Source organism: Microbacterium sp. LWH7-1.2, from assembly GCF_038397755.1.
In the GTDB taxonomy this organism is placed as follows: Bacteria; Actinomycetota; Actinomycetes; order Actinomycetales; family Microbacteriaceae; genus Microbacterium.
Window position 1 is genome coordinate 92,203 of the sequence record NZ_CP151637.1, and the last position, 25,435, is coordinate 117,637.

The window sequence follows — 25,435 nt, forward strand, 5'->3', positions numbered from 1 at the left end:
ACACAACATGCGCAGAGGGTGAAGCGAGGGGCAAGACGCGCCGTGACGCCGCGTTCGTCAAGTAAAGACAGTGCGGCTCGTGCGAGTCAGGCGCGACCGGTCGCCGCGCGGGTACGGCGCGAGAGGGAGTCGACGATCACCGCGAGCACGAGCACGACGCCGGTCACCATGAACTGGACCGAGGAGTCGAGGTTCAGAAGCGTCAGGCCCGACGAGATCGACTGGATCACGACGATGCCGATGAGTGCCGAGAACGCGGATCCGCGTCCGCCGAACAGGCTGGTGCCGCCGATGACGGCGGCCGCGATCGCGTTGAGGTTCACGTCGCCGGTGCCCGAGCTCTGATTGGCTGAGGCGAGCCGCGCGGCGGCGAGGATGCCGCCCACGGCGGCGAGGGTGGAGCACATCGCGAAGACGGACAGGTAGATCCGGTCGACGCGGATCCCCGCGCGTCTCGCGGCCTCGACCGATCCGCCGACCGCGTAGACCGCGCGCCCCCACCGGGTGCGGGTGAGGACGAAGTTCATCGCGACCACGAGCGCGAGGAAGAACAGGAACATCACGCCGACGCCGCGGTACAGGTTGAGGTACCACGCCGCGACGAGCAGGAACACGAGCAGTACGGCGCTGCGCACCGCGATCTCGCCGTAGCTCTGACTCACGAGGTTGGCAGCCGCGCGCCGTCGTGAACGCCGTATGAGCGACCAGGCGAAGGCGGCGACGGCGAGGACGGCCACGACATACGACGCCCACGCCGGAAGGAACATCTGCTGCGCGAACTGCACGAGCCACGAATCGAACGGGATCGCGATCGATCCCGTCTCGCCGAGCACCCACAGCTGCAGGCCCAGGAAGCCGAGCAGACCGGCGAGCGTGATGACGAAGCTCGGAAGACCGAACCGCGTGAACAGATAGCCGTAGAGCAGCCCCACGAGGCACCCGATCGCGATGGCCGCGATCAGCGCGAGCACGAGGTTCCACTGCAGCTGCACGAAGGTCACAGCAAGCACCGCTGCGGCGAGGCCCGACACCGAGCCGACCGAGAGGTCGATCTCGCCGACGAGCAGCACGAGCACCACGCCGAGGGCGATCGTGCCGATCGCCGCGCACTGCATCGTGAGGTTGACGAGGTTCTCGCTCGACAGGAACACCGGGTTCAGCAGCTGGAAGACCGTCCAGATCACCACGATCCCGAGCACGACGGGGAGCGCCCCGAGATCGCCGCCGCGCACGCGCGCCACGAACGCCTCGAGGGCGTGACGGATGCCGCTGCCGCTCAGGAGCCGCTCCTCCGGGGCGGTCTCCGCGAGGCGCTCTTCGCCGTGGAGGCTCATCGGGTCCCGTCCCCGTGGGGACGGGAGGTGCGGCGGGACCCGGCGCGGGGCATGCGGATGACCGTGCCCCCGGCGGTGTGCTTGTCGAGCTCGGGTTCGTCCGGCGGGCCGGCCGGTGACGGCGGGGGTGCAGCATCCGTCCGCTCGGACGCCCGTCGCAGAGTGGACTGGTCGACCGCTCCGGTGATGGCCGCGATGAGCGTCTCGCTCGTGACGTCGGCGACGTTGTAGACACCGTTGTTGCGGCCGAGGCGCAGGACGACCACGCGGTCGGCGACCGCCATGACGTCGGCCATGTTGTGGCTGATGAGGATCACGCCGTGCCCGCGTTCGCGCAGCCGCTCGATGAGATTCAGCACCTCCGCGGTCTGTGCCACGCCCAGCGCGGCGGTCGGCTCGTCGAGGATCACGACGCGGGGCTCGCCGATGAGCGATCGCGCGATCGCGACGGTCTGGCGCTGGCCGCCCGAGAGCGACGCGACCGGGACGCGCACCGACGGGATCTTCGCCGACAGCTCGCGCAGCAGGGTCCAGGTGCGCTGCTCCATGTCGACCTCGTCGAGCGTCGCGCCGTCGCGCAGTTCGCGGCCGAGCCACAGGTTCGCCACGACGTCGAGGTTGTCGCACAGTGCGAGGTCCTGGAAGATCGTCTCGATCCCGAGGTCCTGGGCGTCGGCGGGGGAGTCGATGCCCACCGGCTCGCCGTCGAACTCGATGGAGCCGCTGTCGGGCGGATGGACCCCGGCGAGCACCTTGACGAGCGTCGACTTGCCGGCGCCGTTGTCGCCGACGAGGGCGACGACCTCGCCCTCGTTGACCCAGAAGTCGACGTCGGTCAGCGCCTTGACGGCGCCGAAGCGCTTGCCGATGCCGCGCATCGTCAGCACGCGTTCGCGCGGGCGTCCCGCCCGCGGGTGCGTCATCGACATCCTCGCCTCGTCCTCATCGATCCCCCGCGCCCCTGTCAGAGTCAGGACCCTACCCGATGCCCGCCGCTTCGCATGCATCCGCGTACGCCGGGGTGCAGATGTCGTCGACCGACCAGAACCCGTCGGCGACCACGGTGTCCATGATGTCGTCGATCGTCACGGCGACCGGGTCGAGGAGAGTCGCGGGCGTGCCCTGGATCTCGAGCGGGGCCGTGACCTTCTCGCCGTGCAGCAGCTTGACCGCCACCTCGGCCGCGAGTTCGGCCTGCGGCTTGATCGCCTTGTAGACGGTCATGTACTGGTCGCCCGTCAGGATGCGCTGGATCGCCGAGAGCTCGGCATCCTGGCCCGTCACGATCGGCAGGGGATCGACGTTCGCGACCCGCAGCGCCGCGACGGCGCCGCCCGCCGTCGCGTCGTTCGCGGCGTACACCCCCGCGATGGCGTCGCCGTGCTGCGCGATCTGACCCGACACCCACTCCTGCGCCTTCTCGGGGTTCCATCCGGGGGTGTCGTACTCGGCGAGCACGCGCAGGCCGCTGTCGTCGATGATGCTGTGCGCGCCCTGCTTGAACAGTGCCGCGTTGCTGTCGGTGGGGGAGCCGTTGACCATCAGGATGCCGCTCCCCTCGTCCTCTGCCTGCACACCCTCCACGAACGCGGTGGCCTGCAGCACGCCGACCTTCTCGTTGTCGAACGAGATGTAGTACGCCAGGTCGCCGCCGGCGACGAGCCGGTCGTACGAGATGACGGGCACGCCCTTCGCGTTCGCCGAGCTCACGATGCTGACGGCGGCGTTCGCGTCCACCGGGTCGAGCACCAGCACGCCGGCGCCGGCGGCCAGCGCGGACTCCGCCTGCTGCTGCTGCTTCGCGGCGTCCTGGTCGGCGTTGGCGTAGAGCACCTCGTACTCGCCGAGGTCGGCGACACGCGCCTCGAACATCGGCCGGTCGAACGTCTCGTAGCGCGCGGTCTTCGCATCGGGCAGCAGCAGCGCGATCGTGTCGTCGCCGGGGGTGCGTCCCGGGCCGGGCGTGCCGGAGCACGCCGACAGCATCATCGCTGCGGCGAGGAGGACACCGGACGCCGCCGCCAGCGCGCGGTGCCCGCTCGGGCGCCGCCGCGGCCGATCGGGGCGCGTACGGGGCATCGGACGAGCCTATGCGGTGATGGGCAGCGACGGTGCGGCCGGCAGCTGGGCGTCGACCGTGACATGGTCGAGGGCGATCGCGATGGCACCGCGGGTCTCGGCCCACTCGCCGAAGGAGGCGCCCACGATCTCGGGCAGGCCGTCCGCGGACGGGAGCGCGGTGCGCTCGAGCGAGTGGCGCATCGGAGCCATGAGGATCTCGCCGGCTTGGCCGAGCTCGCCGCCGACCACGATGAGCTCGGGGTCGAAGAGATTGCAGAGGCTCGCGGCGGCGATGCCGATGTGCCGGCCCGCGTCGGCGATCACGCGGCGCGCCGCGCCGTCGCCCGCCTCGGCGGCGTGCAGCAGGTCGCCGAGGCGGTGCATGCCCTCGCTCGGCGGGAAGAGCGACAGCAGTGCGGGCCCGCCGGCGTAGGTCTCGAGGCAGCCGCGATTGCTGCAGCGGCAGATGGGGCCGTTCTCGTCGAGGGTGACGTGCCCGATCTGGCCCGCCTTGCCGTTGACGCCGCGGAACAGGTCGCCGCCCACGACGAGCCCGGCGCTGATGGTGTGCCCCACGCGGATGAACACCGACGACGCGGCCGAGCGTCCATTGCCTTCGCGCGCCTCGGCGAGCCCGCCGAGGTTCGCCTCACTGTCGACGTGCACGGGGCGTCCGATGCGGATGGCGAGGCTCTCGGCGACGTCGACGTTCTCCCAGCCGCGCAGCAGCCCGGGCGTCGACACCATGCCGGTCCGCGGATCGATGGGCGCGGGAAGCGCGAGACCGACGCCGAGGAGATCGGCGATGGATCCGCCGAGGGACTCCATCATGTCGCCGAGCAGCAGGGCGAGCCGATCGAGCTCGGAGTCGTGGCGGTGGTCGAGGGGGAGCGGCAGCGACGACTGCGTCACGATGGTGCGCGCGGTGTCGGCGATGGCGATGTGCAGGTGGCGCGAGCTGTAGTGGACCCCGGCGACGAGGCCGAGGCGGCGGGCGAGCGACACCAGGGTCGCGCGGCGCCCGCTGCTCGTCGTGAACGACGTGTGCAGGAGGCCCGACGCCGTCAGCTCCTTGACGATGTTCGAGACCGTGGCGGGCGAGAGGCCCGTGCTGCCGGCGAGCTCGATCTGGGTGAGACGGCCGTGGCGCTTCAACGACTCGATGACACGCGCGCGATTGGCCTCGCGCAGCGAGGTCTGCGAGCCCGGCGGGGCTTGACGGCGTGCCACAGGTCACACTGTATCCCACGGCCGATTTCCCCGGCCGGCTGTGGTTCACGCAAGGTCAGCGCCGGTCGGCGGCGAGGCGGATGAGCACGATGTTGCCCGACTCGTCGACCTCGGCGACGCCCGGATGCGCCTTCACGAACTCCGAGAAGCTCTTGTGCCCGAGGGCCTTCTCGCTGAAGGCCGGGTCGAGCCGCTTGATGAGGCTCTTCACCGCCGAGGCGTGCTGCCACTCCACGCCTTCCTTGTCGCTCTCCAGACGGAGTGCGCGCTCGAGAAGGGATTCGGTCGGATCGACGGCGGTCTTCCTCGCACGCCGGCTGCCGGACGCACGCTGCGGCGCAGCATCCTTCTTCCCCGACGCCGGAGCCGCGACCCCGGGCAGGGCGTCGTACGAATCGAACTGGTCGCACGCCGCGGCGAGCGACTTGGCGGTCGAGCCCGCGACACCCACGCCCACGACGAAGCGGCCCAGGCGGCGGCAGCGCTGGGCGAGCGGCACGTAGTCGGAGTCCCCGGCGACGATCACGACGTGCGTCAGGTCGGGCAGGCGGAACATGTCCTCGACGGCATCCACCGCGAGGCGGATGTCGGCCCCGTTCTTGGCGTACGCCGCGGCGGGGAAGAGCTGCACGAGGTCGACGGCACGCGCCACGAGCTGCGAGCGGTACTCGGCGTTGACGGGCGCCGACCAGTCCGCGTAGGCGCGGGTGAGCACCAGGGTGCCGAACGACGTCGCGTAGTCGATGATCGCACCGACGTCGATCGTCGCGGCGGCCAGGCGCTCCGCGATCTCGGGGTTCGCAGCATCCGTCGCGATCTTCTGACGGTCGCGGGAGTAGGAGTTCTTGCCGTGCACGCGGTCGTACCACGACATCACGATGTTGTCGAAGTCCAGGTACACGGCCACGCGCGGGCTCAGCAGGTCGGGCATGTCACTCCTCACCGGGATAGCGCACGCCGACGAGGTCGCGGATCTCGTCGAGGGTGGCCATGATCGCGACGGTCTCGTCGATGGGCAGCACGTCGGAGTCGGTGCGGCCCTCGGCGAGGTACCGCTCGGCGGCGAGAGCCTGGTACTGCATGCCGCGCCCCTCGATGTCGGAACGGAACTCCTCGCGCACCGCGCCGTCGGGGCCGACCAGGCGGAACGAGGTGGCCGAGTACCAGACGCTGTCGATGTCGATGCGGGCCTCGGTGCCGATGACCGCCGCGGTGTTGGGGCCCGCGCCGCGCGATGCCGAAAGGGAGGTCGACAGCGCGCCCGACGCGTGGGTCATGATCGTCGCGACCTCTGTGTCGGATCCGGCGTCGCCGATGCGCGCGGCCGCAGCGATCGAGAGCGGCTCGCCCAGGATGTCCCACGCGAACGACACCGGGTAGATCCCGAGGTCGAGCAGGGCGCCGCCGCCGAGTTCCAGCGCGTTGATGCGGTGTCCGGGGTCGGAAGGCAGGCGCTGCGTGTGGTCGGCGGTGACGGCGCGGACCTCGCCGAGCGCGCCGGAGTCCACCAGTTCGCGGATGCGGACCATGTGCGGCAGGTAGCGCGTCCACATCGCCTCCATCACGAGGAGTCCGCGTTCCGCTGCCGAGTCGCGCACCGCCACGGCCTCCGCCGCGTTGAGGGTGAACGCCTTCTCGACGAGCACGTGCTTTCCCGCGTCGAGGGCGAGCAGTGCGTTCGCTGCGTGCACCGGATGCGGCGTCGCGATGTACACGATGTCGACGGCGGGATCGGCGACGAGGTCCTCGTAGGAGCCGTGGGCGTGCGCGATGCCGAAGTCGGCGGCGAAGGCCTCGGCGGTCTCGCGGCGCCGGGAACCCACGGCGGCGACGTCGAGTCCCGCGGTGCGCAGGTCGCTGGTGAACGCACGGGCGATGCCGCCCGGTCCGAGGATCCCCCAGCGGAGGGAGGAGGGCGAGGTCATGAACACGAGGCTAGCTGTACCGGGCGATGAGGTTGTCGACGCGCAGGGTTTGACTTAGAGCGCGCTCCAACTTCTAGCCTGCTGGTATGGCAGAGGACGGAACACGTCTCACGGTCGCGCAGATGAGCGAGGCGACCGGAGTGGCGGCGCACACGCTGCGCTATTACGAGCGCGCCGAGTTGATCCGGCCGGTGGCCCGGAACTCTGGGAATCAGCGTCGATACTCGGCGGTGGACGTGGAGTGGGTGAAGTTCCTGCTGCGTCTTCGCGAGACGGGCATGCCGATTGCGCGGATGCGCGAGTATGCAGCCTTCCGCGAGCAGGGACCGCTGACAACGGAGCCCCGCTTGCGACTGCTCGAAGCGCATCAGAAAGGTCTGCGCGAGCAGATCGCCCGACTGCGCGCCCACGAGAACGCGCTGGCCGAGAAGATCACGATCTACCGGGACGACCTCGCTGCGCTCGAAGCAAATAGACAGAACGGAACGGCTGATGACTGAGACGACGGAACGACAGCAGCGCTTCGAGAACGGCAAGAAGGTGCTCGACGCGATCGACGGGGCTGCCGGCACGAACGTCATCGACGCGCTCGGCGACATTTCCCCGGAACTCGGCCACCAAGTGGTCGCGTGGGGCTTCGGCGAGATCTACTCGCGACCCGGTCTGGAACCCCGCGATCGACAGCTTGTGACCCTCGGTATGCTCACCGCGCTGGGCGGCTGCGAGCCCCAGCTCGACGTCCACATCAACGCCGCGCTCAACGTCGGGCTCACCCCGCAGCAGATCATCGAGGCGCTCCTGCATGCCGCCGTCTACTGCGGCTTCCCCCGCGCCCTGAATGCGACATTCACTGCCAAGAAGGTCTTCGCCGAGCGGGAACTGCTGCCGGTCGCATAGGCCGGGGGCCATGGTCCGCGGCACGCATCGCCTTCGAGCTTGAGCGGGAGGGCATCGCCCTCAGCCTGTTCACAACGTGTCGAGGAACAACTATCGGGCGACGCTCTCCGCGAGCTCGGCGTGGTCCTCCGCCAGCGTGATCTGCTCGAGCGCGCGGGCCAGGTCGTCGACGATGTCGCGGGCGTCCTCGAGGCCGATCGACAGGCGCACGGTGGTCGGGCCGATGTGAGCCTCGGCGAGCTGCGTCGGCGACATGTGGCTGTGCGTCATCGACGCAGGGTGCGCCACGAGGCTGCGCGCATCGCCGATGTTGGCGACCAGGCGGATCACCTGGAGGCGCGAGATGAACGCCTCGACGAGCCGGAAGTCCGCCTCGGCGTCGCCCGTCGTCGGCAGGTCGAACGCGAACACCGAGCTCACTCCATCGGTCAGGTAGGTCTCGGCCTGCGCGCGCCACGGGCTCGACTCCAGCCCGGGGTGGTGCACACGCGAGACGGCGGGGTGCGTCTCGAGGAACTTGGCGACCGTGAGGGCGCTCGCGGCGTGGCGCTCCATGCGCAGGTCGAGCGTCTCGAGTCCCTGCAGCAGCTGGAAGGCGTTGAAGGCCGAGAGCGATGGGCCGAGGTCGTGAACGTACTTGGTCTTTACCAGCGCGATGTACGGCGACGCGGTCTCGCCGAAGCGCTCGACGAGGCTGCCGTCCGGCACGCGCGGGTACGTCTGGGTCAGCTGCGGCCAGCGCGCAGGCTGCGCGGTGAAGTCGAACGTGCCGAGGTCGACCACGACACCGCCGAGCGAGGTGCCGTGGCCGCCGAGGAACTTCGTGGCGGAGTGCACCACGATGTCGGCGCCGAAGTCCTTCGCGCGCTGCAGGTAGGGCGTCGCGACGGTGTTGTCGATCACGAGCGGAACGCCGGCGTCCTTGGCGACGGCGGCGACGGCGCCGAGGTCGAGCACCTGCGCGATCGGGTTCGAGATCGACTCGGCGAAGAGCGCGCGCGTGGTCGGACGAACGGCGGCGCGCCATGCGTCGAGGTCGTCCTGGTCGACGAACGTCACCTCGATGCCCCAGTCGGCGAAGGTGTCCTGCAGCAGGTCGACGGTGCCGCCGTATAGCTGCCGGGCGGCCACGATGTGCTCGCCCTGCTTCGCCAGAGCCAGCAGGGCGACCGCGACGGCCGCCTGGCCCGACGCCACGCCGGCCGCGGCGATGCCGCCCTCGAGCTCGGCGACGCGGCGCTCGAGAACGAGCACCGTGGGGTTCGCCGCGCGGCTGTAGATGTTCCCGTCCTTGCGCAGCGCGAAGAGGTCGCGTGCCTCGGCGAGCGAGCGGAACTCGAACCCGTTGGACTGGTGGATGGAGGGGATGGCGGTGTTCTCCGCGATGCCGGAGTCGAACCCGGCCTGCACCTGCGCCGTCGCGAACGAGCGAGGGGCGGCAGGACGAGTCTGTTCAGGCATGCCCACCATTGTCGAGCCGAGGCGCCCACCGTGCTGCTTCGTGTGTCGAACTGTTGCGCCGGCGGCCCCGCCGGATCGCCGCGGCGGTAACGCGTGCGCGGGCCACGGCCGAGGTCACCGGCACGGTGTGACGGGCGATCACCGGCGTGCCCGGGTCACGGTACGAGCGTGACCTTGCCGGCCACGCCCGACTCGATCGCGCGATGCGCCTCGGCGGCGTCGGCGAGGGCGAACGACGGGCCGAGTTCGACCGAGAAGCGTCCCGCCGCGATCAGGGCGAGCGCGACGGGAACCGCCTCGGTGCGCCACGCCTGCTGCTGCGCGGTGAGCGGTTCGGGGGAGCCGCCGGAGAATGCACGGATGCCGCGGCCCGCAGCATCCCGCCCCCGCACCAGCGTCGCGATCCGCTGACGGTCTGCGACCAGCTCGAGCGAGGTGTCGAGGGCCTCGTCGGTGCCGGCCGCGTCGATGGCGACCGTCACGCCCTGGGGAGCGGCCGCGCGCACGCGGTCGGCGAGCCCCTCACCGTACGCGACGGGGATCGCGCCGAGCTGGCGGACGCGGTCGAAGCGGCCCTCGGACGACGTCGCGATGACGGTCGCGCCCCACAGCACGGCGAACTGGATGAGGGCCTGGCCGACGGCACCTGACCCGGCGTGCACGAGCACGGTGTCATCGCGGCCGACCGCGAGGGAGCGGAGCGTCTGGTAGGCCGTTCCGATCGGGATGCCGAGGGCGGCCCCCTCGGCCGCACTCACCTGCGGGGGCCGCGGGAAGACGTGCGCGGCGGCCACCGCGACCTCGGTCGCATAAGCACCCGACGCCCCGGCGAACACGACCGGGTCGCCGACGCGGAACCCGTCGACGCCTTCGCCGACGCCCGCCACCACACCGGCGCCGTCGCCTCCCAGACGCCGCGGCCCGGTGATCTCGCCCGACGGCCGGCGACCCGAGCGCAGCTTGCCGTCGATCGGGTTGACGCCGGCGGCCGTCACGCGGATCGCGAGCTGCCCGGCTGCGGGGATGGGCTCGGGAACAGAGATCTTGTGAAGGACCTCAGGGCCCCCGAACTCGTTGTACGCGATCGCAGTGGTCATGAGTGGCGCAACTCCTGGCGTCGAGACGGCTATTCCCTCAGGGATTTCTGAATCCGCTGCAGCGATACGGGCTCGGCTGTGCCGAGGGACTGCGCGAACAGGCTCACACGGTACTCCTCGAGCAGCCAGCGGGCGTGCACGAGCGGACCCGGGGAGTCATCCGCCGGGGGGATCACACCGCCGGCCTCGGCGAAGACGGTGGCCGCCCGCTCGAACTCGGTCATGCGCTGGCGATCGCGGCCGGGGTTGTCGGCGAGCGTCCGCACGCGCTCGAGCGCCCCGCGCAGGTAGCGCGGCAGGTGCGCCAGCCGCGCGGTGCCGGTGCGGGACACGAAACCCGGGAACACCAGGCCCGCAAGCTGTCCCCTGACGTCGTTCAGGGCGCCCAGCAGCGTCAGCGAGTTCGCGTCGCGCATCGCGCGCTCCACCTCACGGGCGGCGGTGAGGACGCGGGCCGTCAGCGACACCGTCTGGAACAGCTCGTCGACCACCCCGCCCGACAATGCGTCGCGCACCGCTTCGAAGCCGGCGCGGGTGCGCACCACCGCGTCGGGAGCGATGCGTGCGATGACGGCATCCGCCACCGCGACACGGGCGTCCTCGATGAGCGCTTTCGCGGACGGATACGGGGATGCTGCGAGCGCGAGCTTCTCGGCAGACGTCAGGTGCTCGAGCACATAAGCGGAGGGCGAGGCGACCGAGAGCAGCACCAGGCGACGTGCCCCGGCTTTCGTCGCGCGGGCTGCCGTCTCGGGCGTCGTCTCGATCCGGAGCGCCACCGAGGCGCCCTCGTCGACGATCGCGGGGTAGCCGCGGACCACGCCGCCGGCGACCTTCGTGTCGACGACGTCGGGCAGATCGCCGAACGCCCAGTCGGTGAGGCCGGTGCGCTCGGCGAACGTCGCCGCATCCCGGTCGTCCAGCGAGCGAGGAATGAGAGAGTCGAAACGGCGTGCGCGGCCGGACGCATCGATGGGTCCCGTCTCTCCGTTTCGACTCGCACGCCCGCTCGGCGAACGGGGAACGCCGTCCTTCGTGGTCAGCGACCGGGACACGGATGCTCGCGCCCGATCGGCGAGGCGCGCCTGAAGTGCGGCCAGATCGCGATCGGATCCTACGGCCCGGCCGCGCTCGTCGACCGCCCGGAACGACACCTGCAGATGCCCCGGTACGCGCTCCATCTCGAAGTCCGCCGCGCGCACGGGCTGGCCGGCGACGCGCTGGATGCGTGAGGCGAGAGCGTCGCGCAGCGCGACGGGCGGCAGGCCGCCGTGTGCCTCTGGGCCTTGCCCCGCGAGGTCGGCGGAGAAGGTGGCCGCCCAGTCGGCCGCGGGAACGACATGGCGCCGGATCGCCTTGGGGAGCGAGCGCAGCAGCGCCGTGATGAGCTCGTCGCGCATTCCCGGCACCTGCCAGTCGAACCCGTCGGCGCGCAACTGCGCGAGAAGAGCGAGTGGCACGACGGCCGTCACCCCGTCGTCGGCCGCACCCGGTTCGAAGCGGTACGCGAGCGAGAGCACCTGGTCACGCTGCGTCCACCGTGCGGGGAAGTCGCGCTCGTCGCCGCGGGACGCCTCGTCGACGAGGTCGGCCTCCGTCATGTCCAGGAGGCGCGGCGTGCGCGCCGAGGCGTCCTTCCACCAGGCCTCGAACGAGCGCGCGTCGAACACGTCGCGAGGGATCCGGGCGTCGTAGAACCGGAACACGGCCTCGTCGCCCACCAGGATGTCGCGCCGGCGCTCGCGCTCCTCGATCTTCTCGAGCCGTCGCCGCAGCTCGAGGTTGCGGCGCTCGAACGCCGTGAGCTTCTTGTCGAGGTGCGACGAATCCCACTCGCCCTCCACCAGCGCGTGGCGCACGAAAAACTCGCGCGCGAAGGGCCGGTCGAACCGCGCGAGCTGCACCCGGCGCTTCGGCACGATCTCGAGGCCGAACAGCGTGACCTTCTCGTAGGCGGATGCGGCGCCCGCCGCCTTCGACCAGTGCGGCTCGCTGAGCGAACGCTTGGCCAGGTCGCCCGCGAGCGGCTCGGCCCATGCCGGGTCGATCGCGGCGACGGTGCGCGCGAACAGCCGGCTCGTCTCCACCACCTCGGCGGCCATGACGGCGGTCGGCCGCTTCTTCCTGAGCCCGGAGCCTGGGAAGATCGCGAAGCGCGTGCCGCGAGAGCCGAGGTACTCCGCGCTGCGCCGCTGGTCGGCGCGGTCCGAGCCGGTGCGGCCTCGCGCGGCGGTGGAACCGGTGCGCTCGTCGAGGACGCCCAGGTGCGACAGCAGGCCCGAGAGGATCGCCTTGTGCAGATCGTCGGGGTCGGCGGTGCCCGGTGCCGCCTTGCGGGGAGCGTTGACGAGTGCGCTGAGCTGACGGTGCACGTCCGCCCACTCCCGCACCCGCACGTAGTTGAGGTGCTCGGCGCGGCAGAGACGCCGGAAGGCGCTCGATCCGAGCTCGGCCTGCTTCTCCTGCAGGTGGTTCCACAGGTTCAGGAGGCTGAGGAAGTCGCTGGACGGGTCCGTGAACCGCGCGTGGAGGCGGTCGGCGTCTTCTCGACGGTCCTCGGGGCGCTCGCGGACGTCCTGGATCGACATCCCCGCGACGATCGCGAGCACGTCCCGCAGCACTCCGGTGCGGCGCGCCTCCACGAGCATGCGGGCGAAGCGGGGATCGATCGGCAGCCGCGAGATCTCGCGGCCGAGGTCGGTGAGCGTGGGGTGGTCACGACCGATGCGGACGGCGCCGAGCTCGACGAGGAGGTCGAGCGCGGCCTTGACGCCGCGCGAGTCCGGGGGAGTGAGGAACGGGAACGACGAGATGTCGCCGAAGCCGAGTGACAGCATCTGCAGGATGACCGAGGCCAGGCTCGTGCGCAGGATCTCGGGTTCGGTGAACTCTGGCCGGGTGTCGAAGTCCTCTTCGGAGTACAGCCGGATCGCGATGCCGTCGCTGGTGCGGCCCGCGCGCCCCGACCGCTGCTGCGCCGACGCCTGCGACACCGCCTCGATCGGCAGGCGCTGCACCTTGCTGCGGTTGCTGTAGCGCGAGATGCGAGCGGTGCCGGTGTCGACGACGTACCGGATGCCCGGCACCGTCAGGCTCGTCTCGGCGACGTTCGTCGCGAGGATGACACGACGGCGGATGCCGGGCACCTGCGACCGCTCGAACACCCGGTGCTGCTCTGCCGCGGACAGGCGACCGTACAGGGGGAGCACCTCGGTGGGTGCGGCATCCTTCGCGTACATGCCCCGCACGGCGTCCGCGGCATCGCGGATCTCAGCCTCGCCGGGAAGGAACACCAGGACGTCGCCGGCGGATTCGCGGTCCAGTTCGCGCAGGGCCGCGGTGATCCCGTCGACGTCGTCGGACTCGTCCTCGCCCTTCGCCGGACGCGCCGGCGGGCGGTACCGGATCTCGACCGGATATGTGCGTCCCGATACCTCGATGATGGGCGCCGGGGTGCCGTCGGGCTTCGCGAAGTGCTTCGCGAAGCTCTCGGGATCGATCGTCGCGCTCGTGATGACGACCTTGAGGTCGGGGCGCTTCGGCAGGATCCGTCGCAGATACCCGAGCAGGAAGTCGACGTTGAGCGAGCGCTCGTGGGCCTCGTCGACGATGACCATGTCGTACCGGCGCAGGAGCCGATCGCGGTGGATCTCGTTGAGGAGGATGCCGTCCGTCATCAGCGCGATCCGCGTGTCTTCGGACACCTTGTCGGTGAAGCGGACCTTGTACCCGACGGTCGATCCGAGCGGCACCTTGAGCTCCTCGGCGATGCGCTCGGCGATGGTGCGGGCCGCGATGCGGCGCGGCTGGGTGTGCGCGATGCGTGTGCGCCCGAGCTCCAGGGCGATCTTCGGCAGCTGCGTCGTCTTGCCCGACCCGGTCGCGCCCGCCACGATCACCACCTGGTGGTCGCGGATGGCGCGCGCGATCTCGTCGCGCGCGGCGCTGACGGGGAGCTCCGGCGGATAGGAGATGACGGGTTCGGGCGCGGACATAGCCTTCGATCGTATCCCGTCCGGTCGCGCACCGGATCGACCCGTCCGACGCCCCGCCCGCGGATCTAGGCTGGACGCATGACAGTCCCCAGCGTGACCCTCAACGACGGCAACTCGATCCCCCAGCTCGGCTACGGGGTCTTCAAGGTGCCGCCGGCGGACACCGAGCGGGCCGTCGCGGAGGCGCTCGAGGTCGGCTACCGCCACATCGACACCGCCGCCGTCTACGGCAACGAGGAGGGCGTCGGCGCGGCGATCGCGGCGAGCGGCATCGCGCGCGACGAGGTGTTCATCACCACCAAGCTCTGGAACGACCGCCACGACGGCGACGAGCCCAACGCCGCCATCGCGGAGAGCCTCGCGAAGCTCGGGCTCGAGCAGGTCGACCTGTATCTGGTGCACTGGCCGACGCCGGCGCAGGACAACTACCTGCATGCGTGGGAGAAGCTCATCGAGCTGCGCGGCGCGGGCCTGACGCGCAGCATCGGCGTCTCGAACCACCTGGTTCCTCACCTCGAGAAGATCGTCTCGGCCACGGGCGTCGTGCCGGCCGTGAACCAGATCGAGCTGCACCCCGCCCATCAGCAGCGCGACATCACCGACTGGGCCGCCGCCCACGAAGTGAAGATCGAGTCCTGGGGTCCCCTCGGACAGGGCAAGTACGACCTGTTCGGTGCGGCGGCGATCGCGGCGGCCGCCCAGGCGCACGGCAAGACTCCGGCTCAGGCTGTGCTCCGCTGGCACCTGCAGAAGGGCTTCATCGTCTTCCCGAAGTCGGTGCGCCGCGAGCGCCTCGAGGAGAACCTCGACGTCTTCGACTTCGAGCTCACCGCCGACGAGATCGCCGCCATCGACGCGATGGAGCCCGGCGACGGCACGGGCCGCGTCAGCGCGCACCCCGACGAGGTCAACTGACCGCCCACGAGCGGCGGGAGCGGATGCCGTGAACCCTCGCCTCGCGGAAGCGACGAGCCCGTACCTGAGAGCCCACGCAGGCAATCCGGTCACGTGGTTCCCGTGGGGCGAGGAGGCGTTCGCCGAGGCGCGGCGCCGTGACGTGCCCGTCATGGTGTCGATCGGCTATTCGACGTGCCACTGGTGCCACGTGATGGCGCGGGAGTCGTTCGAGGACGCGACGACAGCGGCCGAACTCGACGCCGGATTCGTGTCGATCAAGGTCGACCGCGAGGAGCACCCCGAGGTCGACGCCGCCTACATGGCCGCGGCCTCGGCGTTCTCGCCGAGCCTCGGCTGGCCGCTGACGGTGTTCGCGACGCCCGGGGGACGGCCGTTCTACGCCGGTACGTACTTCCCGCCGCAGCCGCGTGCGGGCATCCCCGCGTTCCGGCAGGTGCTCGCCGCCGTCCACGAGGCGTGGACAGAGCGGCGAGACCAGATCGACGAGACGGCGGATGCCGTCGCCGGCGCACTCGCTGAGGTCCGCGAGTCCGCCCCCGCCACGCAGGCGGCCACGCCGTCCGCCGATGATCTGGCCGGCGCTGCACATGCGCTCGCGGCCCGGGAGGATCCCCGGCACGGAGGGTTCGGCGACCCCGCCGCCGGCGCCCCGAAGTTCCCGGTCGCCACCGCATTGCGCTTCCTGCAGGCGCGGGTCGTCCGCGAGCGGGCGGCCGAGGCATCCGCCGTCGCCGATCGCGCCCTCGCCGCGATGGCCGCCTCGCCGCTGCGCGACCCCGTGGAGGGCGGGTTCTTCCGCTACGCGACCCGGCCCGACTGGACCGTGCCGCACTATGAGCGGATGCTGACCGACAACGCGCAGCTGCTGGACGTCGCGATGGACGCGGAGCCCTCCCGCGACGACGTGGCTCGCGGCATCGCCGGGTTCCTGCGCGACGTGCTCCAGCAGCCGGGCGGCGGCTTCGGCGCCGCCCAGGACTCGGAATCCTGGATCGACGGTGCCCGCAGCGAGGGCGGCTATTACGCCCGGGATGCTGCAGGCCGCGCCGGCCTCGAACCGCCGGCCGTCGACGGCAAGGTGGTCAGCGGCTGGAACGGCCTCGCGATCGGCGCCCTCGCGCGTGCCGGCGCGTGGTGGGACGAGGCCTCCTGGATCGAGGCGGCGCGCTGGGCGGCCGACGCCGTGCTCGAGGTGAACGTCACCGCGGGCGGGCGACTGCTGCGGGCGTCCCTCGACGAGATGCCGTCACGGGCTCATGCGACGCTCGCCGACCATGGCCAGCTCGCCGCGGGCCTCCTCGCCCTCGCGGTCGCGACGGGCGAGGTCGCGTACGCCGCGCGGGCGCGCGAGCTCGTCGACGCCTGCGTCGGCGCCGACGGCCGGGTCGCGGTTCCCGGTGGGGGAGACCCGGTGCTGTCCCGGCAGGGGATCGGAGCACCGGATGCCGCGTCCGACGCCGACGAGCCGTCCGGCGCCGCCTCGGTCGCGGAAGCCGCCGCCGCGCTCTGGGTGCTGGGCGCCGGGGACCGCTATCGGTCGATCGCCGAGCGGCTCGTCGCGGCCCACACCCCTTCCGCTCTCGCGCAGCCGCTCGCGTACGGCGCGCTGCTGGGGGTCGCGTCAGGCCTCGCCGAGCCGCCGCGGCAGATCGTCGTCGTCACGGACGATCCCCGAGCCGCGCTCGCGACGGCGGCGCGCAGCATCCGTGCCGATGTCGTGAGCATCGTGTCGCCGGAGCAGGCCCGCTCGTGGACCGAAGCGGGATTCCAGCTGTTCGCAGAGAAGACGTCGCGTGAGGGGCGTCCGACCGCCTACGACTGCCGCGACTTCGCGTGCCGGCTGCCCGTCACCGACGTCGCCGCCCTCGGGGCGTGACGCGGGATCACACCCAGCTGTTCAGCCACATGTGCAGGTGCCAGAAGTCGTAGGGCACGGTTATCGCCGAGATGATCGGATACCAGAACGCCGACAGTGCGAGCGCGACCGTCAGGAACACCAGCACGAGGCGCTGACCCGTGAGCCGGCGGTAGGAGTCCGCCGAGGGGCTGCCGGCGATGTCCTTCAGGGCGAACGTCAGCGCGAGCAGCATGAACGGCAGGATCAGCACCGTGTAGAACTGGAAGATCGTGCGCTCGGACAGGAACAGCCAGGGCACGTAGGCGACCGCGATCCCGGTGAGCACGAGCGCGTAGCGCCAGTCGCGGACGACGACGAAACGGTACGCGAGATAGAGCACGGCGGCGACGCCGGCGTACCAGATGAGCGGGTTCGGCATCGTCGAGATCACGTCGACGCACCCGCTCGGCGCGGTGCAGCCGTTCACGCCCAGCGCGTCGTGGTGGTAGTAGACCCCGGTGGGGCGCCACAGCAGCGGCCATTGCCACGCCGGGCTCGCGTAGGAGTGACCGGAGATGATCCCCGCCGTCGACTTGTACATCGCGACGTGATAAAGCCACAGACTCTCGAGCGCATTGCCGCCGGCATGGCGGTCGTACCCGCCGTCGGTGATGAGCCAGCCGGTCCACGACGCGAAATACACCGCGATCGCGACCGGGACGAAGAGGACGAATGTCGCCAGGCCCTGGCGCACGGCATCCGTCGGCCACAACAGCACGCCCGCGCGGCGCCGGGCGAGCGCGTCGGTCACCACGAGGTAGACGCCGAGACCGGCGAGGACCCACGCGCCCGACCACTTCACCGCGCTCGCGGCGCCCAGCGCGGCCCCCGCGGCGATGATCCACGGGCGGTTCCACAGGACGGGTCCCCAGGAGGGCGGCACGTCGCCGTCGTAGCGGGCGGCGACGGTCTCGGCGATGCGGGTCATCGTGCGCTCGCGATCGCGCAGCACGAACAGGAAGGCGAGCAGCACGAAGAACGTCAGCGACGTGTCGAGCAGCGCGATGCGGCTCATCGAGATGGCGAGACCGTCGACGGCCATGAGCAGCCCCGCGACGACGGCGAAAGTGGTCGAGCGCGTGAGACGCTTCGCGATGAGCATCAGCAGCAAGACGGAAGCGATGCCCAGAAGAGCGGTCGTGATGCGCCAGCCCCAGCCGGAATCCGGTCCGAGCACAGCCATGCCGAGCGCGATGATCCACTTGCCGAAGGGAGGGTGCACGACGAACGACGGCTTCGTCGTGAACACGTTCACGTCGCCGGACAGGAAGCTCTCGTTGGCGCCGGCCGGCCACGATGCCTCGTACCCGAGATTGAGCAGCGTCCAGGCGTCCTTGACGTAGTACGTCTCGTCGAACTGGTTCATCAGGTCGTGCGCCGCGGCGAGGTTCCACAGGCGCAGGATCGCGGCGATGACCAGGACGATCGTCGGACCGAGCCATCGGTACAGGCGCCGAGCGCGCGCGTCCTCGGTCAGCCGGCGGGCGAAGCGGTCGTACAGACTCGGTCGTGCCGGGGGGAGGAGCGGCGCGGCGGGCTGATCGGCCTCGAGCCGCGCGGCATCCGTCACCCGGTCAAGTTTAGGCTGAGGGCGTGATCATCCTCGCGGCGACCCCCATCGGCAACCTCGGGGACGCGTCCCGCCGGCTCGTCGAGGCCCTCGAGGGGGCGACGATCGTCGCCGCCGAAGACACCCGCACGACGCAGCGGCTGCTGGCCGCCCTCGGCATCGCGAACCGTCCGCGACTGATCGCGTTGCACGACCACAACGAGAAGGAGCGGGCGCCCGAGCTCGTGGAGCTCGCCCGCGCGCAGGACGTGCTCGTGCTGAGCGATGCCGGCATGCCCACCGTGAGCGACCCAGGCTACGGCCTCGTCGCGGCGGCCGCGGCAGCCGGCGTCGAGGTGACGGCGATCCCCGGACCGAGCGCGGTCGTGACGGCGCTCGCGGTGTCGGGGCTGCCGACCGACCGCTTCACGTTCGAGGGCTTCGTGCCGCGCAAGGCGGGGGAGCGGGCCGCGGCCCTCCGCGGGCTGGGCACGGAGCCGCGCACCATGGTCTTCTTCGAGGCGCCGTCGCGCGTCGCGGCGACGCTCGCCGACATGGCGGCCGCGTTCGGCGCCGACCGCCGCGGCGCGGTGTGCCGTGAGCTGACGAAGCTCCACGAGGAGGTGGCGCGAGGCACGCTCGCCGAGCTCGCCGCGTGGGCCGAGGCCGGCGTCCGTGGCGAGCTCGTCATCGTCGTGGAGGGCGCGCCGGCCCGCGGCGTCGCGTTCCCGGACGCGGTGACACAGGTCCTCGAGCTGGTGCGCGGCGGCACGCGGCTGAAGGAGGCCGCGGCCGAAGTGTCCGGCCTCACCGGGCACTCCAGCCGCGAGCTGTATCAGGCGGCGCTCTCCGTCCGCGGGTAACGGCGCCGGCGACCGTCACACCTGGGCTCGCTCCGGGAACACGGGCCCGAGTGTTACATTCGCGCACCTCGGCGGGTCCGGACGGCCGCGTCCGGTCACGGCGGCGGCCAGGGCACCCGCGCTGACTAGACTCGTCGGGTGACTTCCGGCCCCTCGTCCTTCTACATCACGACGCCGATCTACTATCCGAGCGACGTGCCCCACATCGGCCACGGCTACACCACCGTGGCGGTCGACAGCCTCGCGCGCTGGCACCGCCAGGCGGGCGACGACACCTGGATGCTGACCGGCACCGACGAGCACGGCCAGAAGATGATGCGCGCGGCGTCGGCGAACGGCGTCACCCCGCAGGAGTGGGTCGACAAGCTCGTCACCGAGGCGTGGTTCCCGCTTCTGGAGACGCTCGACGTCGCCAACGACGACTTCATCCGCACGACGCAGCAGCGCCACGAGGAGCGGGTGCAGCAGTTCGTCCAGGCGATCTACGACCGCGGCTACATCTACGCCGGCGAGTACGAGGCTCTCTACTGCGTGGGCTGCGAGGAGTTCAAACCCGAATCCGAGATCGTCGACGGCACCGGCGCGTTCGAGGGCCTGAAGGTCTGCGCGATCCACTCGAAGCCGCTCGAGCTGCTGCAGGAGAAGAACTACTTCTTCAAGCTCAGCGAGTTCCAGGACAAGCTCCTCGAGCTCTACTCGAGCGTCCCCGACTTCGTGCGCCCGGAGTCGGCCCGCAACGAGGTCGTGTCGTTCGTCAAGAACGGCCTCAAGGACCTGTCGATCTCGCGTTCGGCGTTCGACTGGGGCATCCCGCTCCCGTGGGACGAGTCGCACGTCATCTACGTGTGGGTCGACGCTCTCCTCAACTACGCGACCGCGATCGGCTACGGCGAAGACCCCGCCGAGTTCGCCCGCCGCTGGCCGGCGTACCATATCGTCGGCAAGGACATCCTCCGCTTCCACGCCGTCATCTGGCCCGCGATGCTGATGGCCGCGGGTCTCGAGGTGCCGCGCGGCGTCTTCGCGCACGGCTGGCTCCTCGTCGGCGGCGAGAAGATGTCGAAGTCGAAGCTCACCGGCATCGCGCCCACCGAGATCACCGACGTGTTCGGCTCGGATGCCTACCGCTTCTACTTCCTGTCGGCGATCGCGTTCGGTCAGGACGGCTCGTTCTCCTGGGAAGACCTGTCGGCCCGCTATCAGGCCGAGCTCGCGAACGGCTTCGGCAACCTCGCGTCCCGCACGACCGCGATGATCGAGCGGTACTTCGAGGGGATCGTGCCCGCGGCAGGCTCCTACACCGACGCCGACCTGCACATCCAGAAGACGGTGGCGGATGCTGCGGCCCACGCCGACGCCGCGATCGAGCGGTTCCGCATCGACGAGGCGATCCACGCCATCTGGACGATCGTCGACGCGCTCAACCTGTACATCACCGAGAACGAGCCGTGGGCGCTCGCCAAGGACGACGCGCAGCGTGGGCGCCTGGGAACGGTGCTCTACACCGCCGCCGAGGGCTTGCGCGCCCTGGCGGTGCTCCTGTCGCCGGTGATGCCTGTCTCGACCGAGAAGCTCTGGATCGCGCTCGGCGCGGCGGAGTCGATCGGGCGCCTGCAGGATCAGCCGATCCGCGAGGCGGGCGCCTGGGGCGTGCTTCGCCCGGGGACCTCGGTGAACGGCCTCGCACCGCTGTTCCCGCGCGTCGAGCAGTCGGTCTGACCCCGTGACCGTGTCCCGCTCTTCCGCTCTCATGTCCCACTTCTCGCCGCACAGCGGGTCCTCTGCCGACGAAAAGTGGGACATGCATGGGTGAGAAGGCCGTGCCTTATGCCGCGGCGGGCTCCGACCCGTCGCAGTACGTCCGCACCCGCGAGAAGGGCTCGCGCGACGTCACGTACCCGGCGGCGCCGGAGCCGCTCGCCGTGCCCTTGTACGACAACCACGCTCATCTCGAGATCGAGGACGGCGTCGGTCTGTCGCTCGACGAGCAGCTGGAGCGCGCCGGAGAGGTCGGTGTGGTCGGGGTGGTGCAGGCCGGCGGCGACATCGACTCGAGCCGCTGGTCGGCGTGGGCGGCGGCATCCCATCCCCGCGTCCTCGCGGCGGTGGCCATCCACCCCAACGAAGCGCCCGCGTACCAGGCGGCCGGGCGGCTCGACGAGGCCATCGCGGTGATCGACGAGCTCGCCGCGCAGCCGCGCGTGCGCGCGATCGGCGAGACCGGCCTGGACTTCTTCCGCACCGACGAGGACGGCCGGCCCGCCCAGTTCGAGAGCTTCGAGGCGCACATCGCCCTCGCGAAGAAGCACGGCATCGCGATGCAGATCCACGACCGCGACGCGCACGAGGCGGTGCTCGATACGCTCGAGCGCGTCGGCGCGCCCGATCGCACGGTCTTCCACTGCTTCTCGGGCGACGCCGACATGGCGCGCATCGCGGGCGCGCGGGGGTACTACCTCTCGTTCGCCGGCAACGTGACGTTCAACAACGCGCAGAACCTCCGCGACGCGCTCGCGGTGATCCCGCGCGAGCGGATCCTCGTCGAGACGGATGCCCCGTTCCTCACGCCGACCCCGCACCGTGGCCGCCCGAACGCCCCGTACCTGATCCCGGTGACGGTGCGATACATGGCCACGGAGCTCGGCGTCGGCGTCGACGAGCTGTGTGCGCAGATCGCGGCGAACACGCTCGAGGTCTACGGCGCGTTCGAGGACTGAGCTGACGCGGGGACTTCGGTGGACGACGAGCTGTGGGACCTGTTGGATGGCGCCGGCGTTCCCGTCGGCCGGACCCACCGCCGGGGCGACCCCAGCTTCCCCGACGGCCTGTTCCACATCGTGGCGTCGGTGTGCGTCGTGCGCGGCGACGGGCTCGTGCTGGTGACTCGGCGGGCCGCAGCCAAGGACTGGGGTCTCACCTGGGAGTTCCCGGCGGGAAGCGCGCTGACGGGTGAATCGAGCGAGCAGGCGGCGGTGCGAGAGCTGCACGAGGAGACCGGCGTGCACGTCCGGACCTCGGACCTGCGACTCGTCGGCCGCCTCACCGAGCGGACCGCACTGTTCGACGTCTACGTCGCGCAGGTGGCCGGCGACCCGATCCTCGCCCTCGACCCCGATGAGGTGTGCGAGAGCGCGTGGGTGCCCCTCGCCGAGGCGATGCGTCGCGGCGCAGCCGGCGAGATGGCGGGCCCCTGGACTCCCCGGCTGGAGCAGCTCGGAGCCCGCCTGCACGAGCTGGTGACCACTACGCCGCGCGGCTGACGGTTCCGCAGGTTCAGTCGATCAGCGGGAGCCCACCCGCGCCGGGCTCCTCCTCGTCGGCGACCTGCTCCGCTTGTCCCGCGTCGAGCACCGGCTTCGCGGCCGCGATGTGCGAGATCGAGCGCCACACCAGCAGCAGCGTGATGAGTGAGCCGCCGAAGGCGAACCACCAGGGGGCGGTGAGTCCCCACACCTGGGCGAGGATCCCGCCGATGAACTGCCCGATCACGAGGCCCCCGAAGACGCCGACCATGTTCACCGAGGCGATGCGGCCCTGCAGTTCCATCGGCACGAGGCGCTGGCGGACGGTCGTCGAGATCGTGCCCCATACGAACGCGTAGAGGCCGAAGCCGAACATGATCACGAACGCGACCGCGGGAGCGGTGGTGAGTGCGAACGAGAGGTGCATGAGCACTTCGAGCGAGAGGCACACCCGCATGAGCGTCGAGAACGACACGTGCTTCTCGAGCCAGCCGAAGCTGAAGATCGCGATGATGCCGCCGAGTGCGGCGGACGTCGTGAGGGCGCCATAGCCGACGGGGCCCATGCCCAGGTGCTCCGTGGCGTAGAGCACGAGCACGCCCCAGGGGGCCGCCCACGTGACGTTGAACACCAGGATGATGATGACGAGCGTGCGCACCGGTGCGTTGTGGCGCAGCCACTGCAGCCCCTCGCGGATGGCGTGCGCCTTCGTGCCGCGGTCCGAGTCCGGGTGTTCGGGCACCGGCGTGCGTGCGATCCGGGAGATGAGCAGCACCGCCAGCGCCACGCACAGCACCTGCAGCACGAACGGCCAGAACGAGCCCACTGCGAAGAGGAAGGCGCCCAGCGGCGGCCCGGCGAGCTGGTTGGCGACGAGGTAGCCCGCCTGCATGCGGGCGTTGCCGATGCCGAGATCGGCGGGCCTCACCAGCATCGGCAGCAGCGTGCTGCCGGCCGAATCGGCGAAGACCTCGGCCGTCCCATAGAGGAACGCCACGGCCAGCACCAGCCACACCGTGGCCTGCCCGGAGACGAGGAACGCCACGAGCACGGCGACGATCACCGCCCGCAGGCCGTTGGCGAGCATCACCAGGCGCCGCCGGTCGTGGTGGTCGGCGACGGCGCCGGCGAGGAGGCCGAACAGAAGCCACGGCAGGAACTGCATCATGGCGCCGGCCGCCACGAGTACCGGCGACGACGTGAGCGAGGCGATCAGCAGCGGTGCGGCGGCGAGCGCGATGCCGTCGCCGAGATTGCTCGTCCACGACGACGCGAGCAGCCAGCGAAAATCGGTCCCGAGGCGACGTGGTGCGATCAGTTCCCCGAGCGAAGGCATCCCGCCATCGTACGAGCGGCGGAGGCGATACGACACTCGAGCAGCGCGACCCCGGAGTTCACCAGGCGTCTCGTCCGTGCACCGTCGTCTCACCGCGTGGCCGGCGCGTCCTTCGCGTGGACGAACAGCGTCTCGGTCTGCTCGATGTCCATGCCCTTGGTCTCGGGCACGCGCCACGCGACGTAGATGAACGACAGCGCCGCGAACACGGCGTACATGCCGTAGGTGACCGGGAGCGACCACGACGACATCGCGGGGAACGAGATCGTGATCAGGAAGTTCGCGATCCACTGCGCGCCGGCGGCGACGCCGAGCGCCTTGCCGCGGATGCGGCTGGGGAAGATCTCTCCGAGCAGCACCCATACCAGCGGTCCCCACGACGCACCGAAGCCCACGACGAACACGTTCGCCGCGATGAGTGCGATGGGTCCCCACGGTGCGGGCAGCACGACCGCCCCCTCGGCGTCCGTCGTGGAGAACATGAACGAGATGGCCATGAGCCCGAGCGACAGGGTCATCATGACGGAGCCGGTGAGCAGGATCGGCTTCCGTCCGACACGGTCCACCAGGAAGATCGCGATCAGGGTGACGAGCACGTTCGTGATCGAGGTCACGACGCTGATCGTGAACGAATCGCTCTCGTCGAAGCCGACCGACTGCCAGAGGCTCGTCGAGTAGTAGAAGATCACGTTGATGCCGACGAACTGCTGGAACACCGACAGGATGATGCCCACCCACACGATGCGCTGAAGCCCCAGCACCGGGCCGCGGATCGAGACGCCGGCGTTCTTGCGATCGGTCTCGATCGCGGTCTGCAGCTCGCGGATCGTCTGGTCGAGGTCGGCGGGCGGGATCAGCCGCGCGAAGATCGCGCGGGCCTCGTCGACGCGGCCCTTCGACAGCAGGTAGCGCGGCGACTCGGGCACGGTGAACGACAGGATGCCGTACACCGCCGAGGGGATCACGCCCACGAGGAACATCCATCGCCACGCCTCGAGCCCGAACCAGAGCACGCTGTCGGCGCTGCCCGCGGCGTTCGCCAGCAGTGCGTCCGAGAGCAGCGCAGCGAAGATGCCGATCGTGATCGCGAGCTGCTGCAGCGAGGCGAGCCCGCCGCGGATCTGGCGCGGCGCGATCTCGGCGATGTACGCCGGCGCGACCACCGACGCGATGCCGATGCCGAGGCCGCCGACGACGCGCCACAGGGCGAGGTCCCATGCCGAGAATGCGAGGCCGGCGCCGATCGAACTGACGAAGAACATGATGGCGCCGAGGAACATCACCCGGAGGCGGCCCCAACGGTCCGACAGGTTGCCGGCGATGATCGCACCCACCGCGCAGCCCAGCAGCGCGATCGCGACGACGAATCCGGTGATGACGTCGCCCAGCGCGAAGTCCTTCGAGATCGAGTCGACGGCGCCGTTGATCACGGATGAGTCGAAGCCGAAGAGGAAACCCCCGACCGCCGCCGCAACCGAGAGGCCGATCGCTCGTCGCCCGTACGGACTGCGGAGGGAGAACGCGTCTGCGGGGATCGATCCGGTCGAGTTCATGCTGGTCACGCTAGCGTTCTGCCCTCGCCACGGCGAGGGCATCCACGGCCCGTCGCCGATGCGCCATCCTGGCGCTC

At 70.8% G+C, this 25,435-nt stretch carries 20 protein-coding genes; 8 read left to right on the top strand and 12 right to left on the bottom strand.

Features of this window, described 5'->3' with window-relative positions:
* Positions 1–86 precede the first annotated feature (86 nt).
* From MRBLWH7_RS00430 to MRBLWH7_RS00455, 6 genes are read right to left on the bottom strand one after another with little or no spacing between them, the layout of a single operon-like run.
* Positions 87–1,334, bottom strand: a complete 1,248-nt coding sequence (locus MRBLWH7_RS00430; protein ID WP_341998098.1) for a sugar ABC transporter permease — start codon at positions 1,332–1,334, stop codon at positions 87–89.
* Positions 1,331–2,263: an ATP-binding cassette domain-containing protein gene (locus MRBLWH7_RS00435; protein ID WP_341998100.1), complete on the bottom strand. Its 933-nt coding sequence runs from the start codon at positions 2,261–2,263 to the stop codon at positions 1,331–1,333. The genes MRBLWH7_RS00430 and MRBLWH7_RS00435 overlap by 4 nt, the downstream gene beginning before the upstream one ends.
* A gap of 49 nt (positions 2,264–2,312) precedes the next feature.
* Positions 2,313–3,413 (bottom strand): substrate-binding domain-containing protein, encoded by a 1,101-nt coding sequence (locus tag MRBLWH7_RS00440; protein WP_341998102.1) that lies wholly within the window; start codon positions 3,411–3,413, stop codon positions 2,313–2,315.
* A 9-nt stretch (positions 3,414–3,422) separates the two neighbouring features.
* Positions 3,423–4,625, bottom strand: coding sequence for an ROK family transcriptional regulator (locus MRBLWH7_RS00445; protein ID WP_341998104.1), 1,203 nt, complete (start codon positions 4,623–4,625; stop codon positions 3,423–3,425).
* 55 nt (positions 4,626–4,680) lie between these two features.
* Entirely contained in the window at positions 4,681–5,556 is an 876-nt protein-coding gene (locus MRBLWH7_RS00450; protein ID WP_341998106.1) for an NYN domain-containing protein, read from the bottom strand.
* A gap of 1 nt (position 5,557) precedes the next feature.
* On the bottom strand, positions 5,558–6,550 hold the full coding sequence (locus MRBLWH7_RS00455; protein WP_341998108.1) for a Gfo/Idh/MocA family oxidoreductase: 993 nt from the start codon (positions 6,548–6,550) through the stop codon (positions 5,558–5,560).
* Positions 6,551–6,672: 122 nt separating this feature from the next.
* Here MRBLWH7_RS00455 and MRBLWH7_RS00460 point away from each other — a divergent pair, with 122 nt between their 5' ends.
* Positions 6,673–7,050 carry a MerR family transcriptional regulator gene (locus MRBLWH7_RS00460; protein WP_341998110.1) on the top strand — a complete coding sequence of 126 codons (378 nt, stop codon included), beginning with the start codon at positions 6,673–6,675 and terminating at the stop codon, positions 7,048–7,050.
* Positions 7,043–7,447 carry a carboxymuconolactone decarboxylase family protein gene (locus MRBLWH7_RS00465; protein ID WP_341998112.1) on the top strand — a complete coding sequence of 135 codons (405 nt, stop codon included), beginning with the start codon at positions 7,043–7,045 and terminating at the stop codon, positions 7,445–7,447. Before MRBLWH7_RS00460 ends, MRBLWH7_RS00465 begins: the two co-directional genes overlap by 8 nt.
* A 90-nt stretch (positions 7,448–7,537) precedes the next feature.
* Here the strand turns inward: MRBLWH7_RS00465 and MRBLWH7_RS00470 are convergent, their stop codons facing one another.
* The 3 genes from MRBLWH7_RS00470 to hrpA form a co-directional block, all read right to left on the bottom strand.
* Positions 7,538–8,908 (bottom strand): aminotransferase class V-fold PLP-dependent enzyme, encoded by a 1,371-nt coding sequence (locus tag MRBLWH7_RS00470; RefSeq protein ID WP_341998115.1) that lies wholly within the window; start codon positions 8,906–8,908, stop codon positions 7,538–7,540.
* A 155-nt stretch (positions 8,909–9,063) separates the two neighbouring features.
* A complete protein-coding gene (locus tag MRBLWH7_RS00475) occupies positions 9,064–10,005 on the bottom strand; it encodes an NADP-dependent oxidoreductase (RefSeq protein WP_341998117.1) in 942 nt (313 codons plus the stop codon).
* A 29-nt stretch (positions 10,006–10,034) separates the two neighbouring features.
* Positions 10,035–14,000 (bottom strand): ATP-dependent RNA helicase HrpA, encoded by a 3,966-nt coding sequence (hrpA, locus tag MRBLWH7_RS00480; RefSeq protein ID WP_341998119.1) that lies wholly within the window; start codon positions 13,998–14,000, stop codon positions 10,035–10,037.
* Positions 14,001–14,078: 78 nt separating this feature from the next.
* Between hrpA and MRBLWH7_RS00485 the strand changes: the two genes are divergently transcribed.
* Together MRBLWH7_RS00485 and MRBLWH7_RS00490 are read left to right on the top strand one after the other, a co-directional pair.
* Positions 14,079–14,915: an aldo/keto reductase gene (locus MRBLWH7_RS00485; RefSeq protein ID WP_341998120.1), complete on the top strand. Its 837-nt coding sequence runs from the start codon at positions 14,079–14,081 to the stop codon at positions 14,913–14,915.
* Between the two features lie 28 nt (positions 14,916–14,943).
* Positions 14,944–16,794, top strand: coding sequence for a DUF255 domain-containing protein (locus MRBLWH7_RS00490; RefSeq protein WP_341998121.1), 1,851 nt, complete (start codon positions 14,944–14,946; stop codon positions 16,792–16,794).
* Positions 16,795–16,801: 7 nt separating this feature from the next.
* On the opposite strand, the gene MRBLWH7_RS00495 is transcribed toward MRBLWH7_RS00490, so the two are convergent.
* On the bottom strand, positions 16,802–18,385 hold the full coding sequence (locus MRBLWH7_RS00495) for a glycosyltransferase family 39 protein (RefSeq protein WP_341998123.1): 1,584 nt from the start codon (positions 18,383–18,385) through the stop codon (positions 16,802–16,804).
* Between the two features lie 23 nt (positions 18,386–18,408).
* On the opposite strand from MRBLWH7_RS00495, the gene rsmI reads away from it, so the two are divergent.
* The 4 genes from rsmI to MRBLWH7_RS00515 all read left to right on the top strand — a co-directional run bounded on the left by rsmI (position 18,409) and on the right by MRBLWH7_RS00515 (position 22,487).
* Positions 18,409–19,227: a 16S rRNA (cytidine(1402)-2'-O)-methyltransferase gene (rsmI, locus tag MRBLWH7_RS00500; RefSeq protein ID WP_341998125.1), complete on the top strand. Its 819-nt coding sequence runs from the start codon at positions 18,409–18,411 to the stop codon at positions 19,225–19,227.
* Positions 19,228–19,365: 138 nt separating this feature from the next.
* Positions 19,366–20,946 carry a methionine--tRNA ligase gene (gene metG / locus MRBLWH7_RS00505; protein WP_341998127.1) on the top strand — a complete coding sequence of 527 codons (1,581 nt, stop codon included), beginning with the start codon at positions 19,366–19,368 and terminating at the stop codon, positions 20,944–20,946.
* 86 nt (positions 20,947–21,032) lie between these two features.
* On the top strand, positions 21,033–21,944 hold the full coding sequence (locus MRBLWH7_RS00510) for a TatD family hydrolase (RefSeq protein WP_341998128.1): 912 nt from the start codon (positions 21,033–21,035) through the stop codon (positions 21,942–21,944).
* 18 nt (positions 21,945–21,962) lie between these two features.
* On the top strand, positions 21,963–22,487 hold the full coding sequence (locus tag MRBLWH7_RS00515) for an NUDIX hydrolase (protein WP_341998130.1): 525 nt from the start codon (positions 21,963–21,965) through the stop codon (positions 22,485–22,487).
* A gap of 13 nt (positions 22,488–22,500) precedes the next feature.
* Here the strand turns inward: MRBLWH7_RS00515 and MRBLWH7_RS00520 are convergent, their stop codons facing one another.
* Entirely contained in the window at positions 22,501–23,805 is a 1,305-nt protein-coding gene (locus tag MRBLWH7_RS00520; protein ID WP_341998132.1) for an MFS transporter, read from the bottom strand.
* A gap of 89 nt (positions 23,806–23,894) precedes the next feature.
* Complete coding sequence (locus MRBLWH7_RS00525) at positions 23,895–25,358, bottom strand: sugar porter family MFS transporter (protein ID WP_341998135.1); 1,464 nt, start codon at positions 25,356–25,358, stop codon at positions 23,895–23,897.
* Between the last annotated feature and the right edge of the window lie 77 nt (positions 25,359–25,435).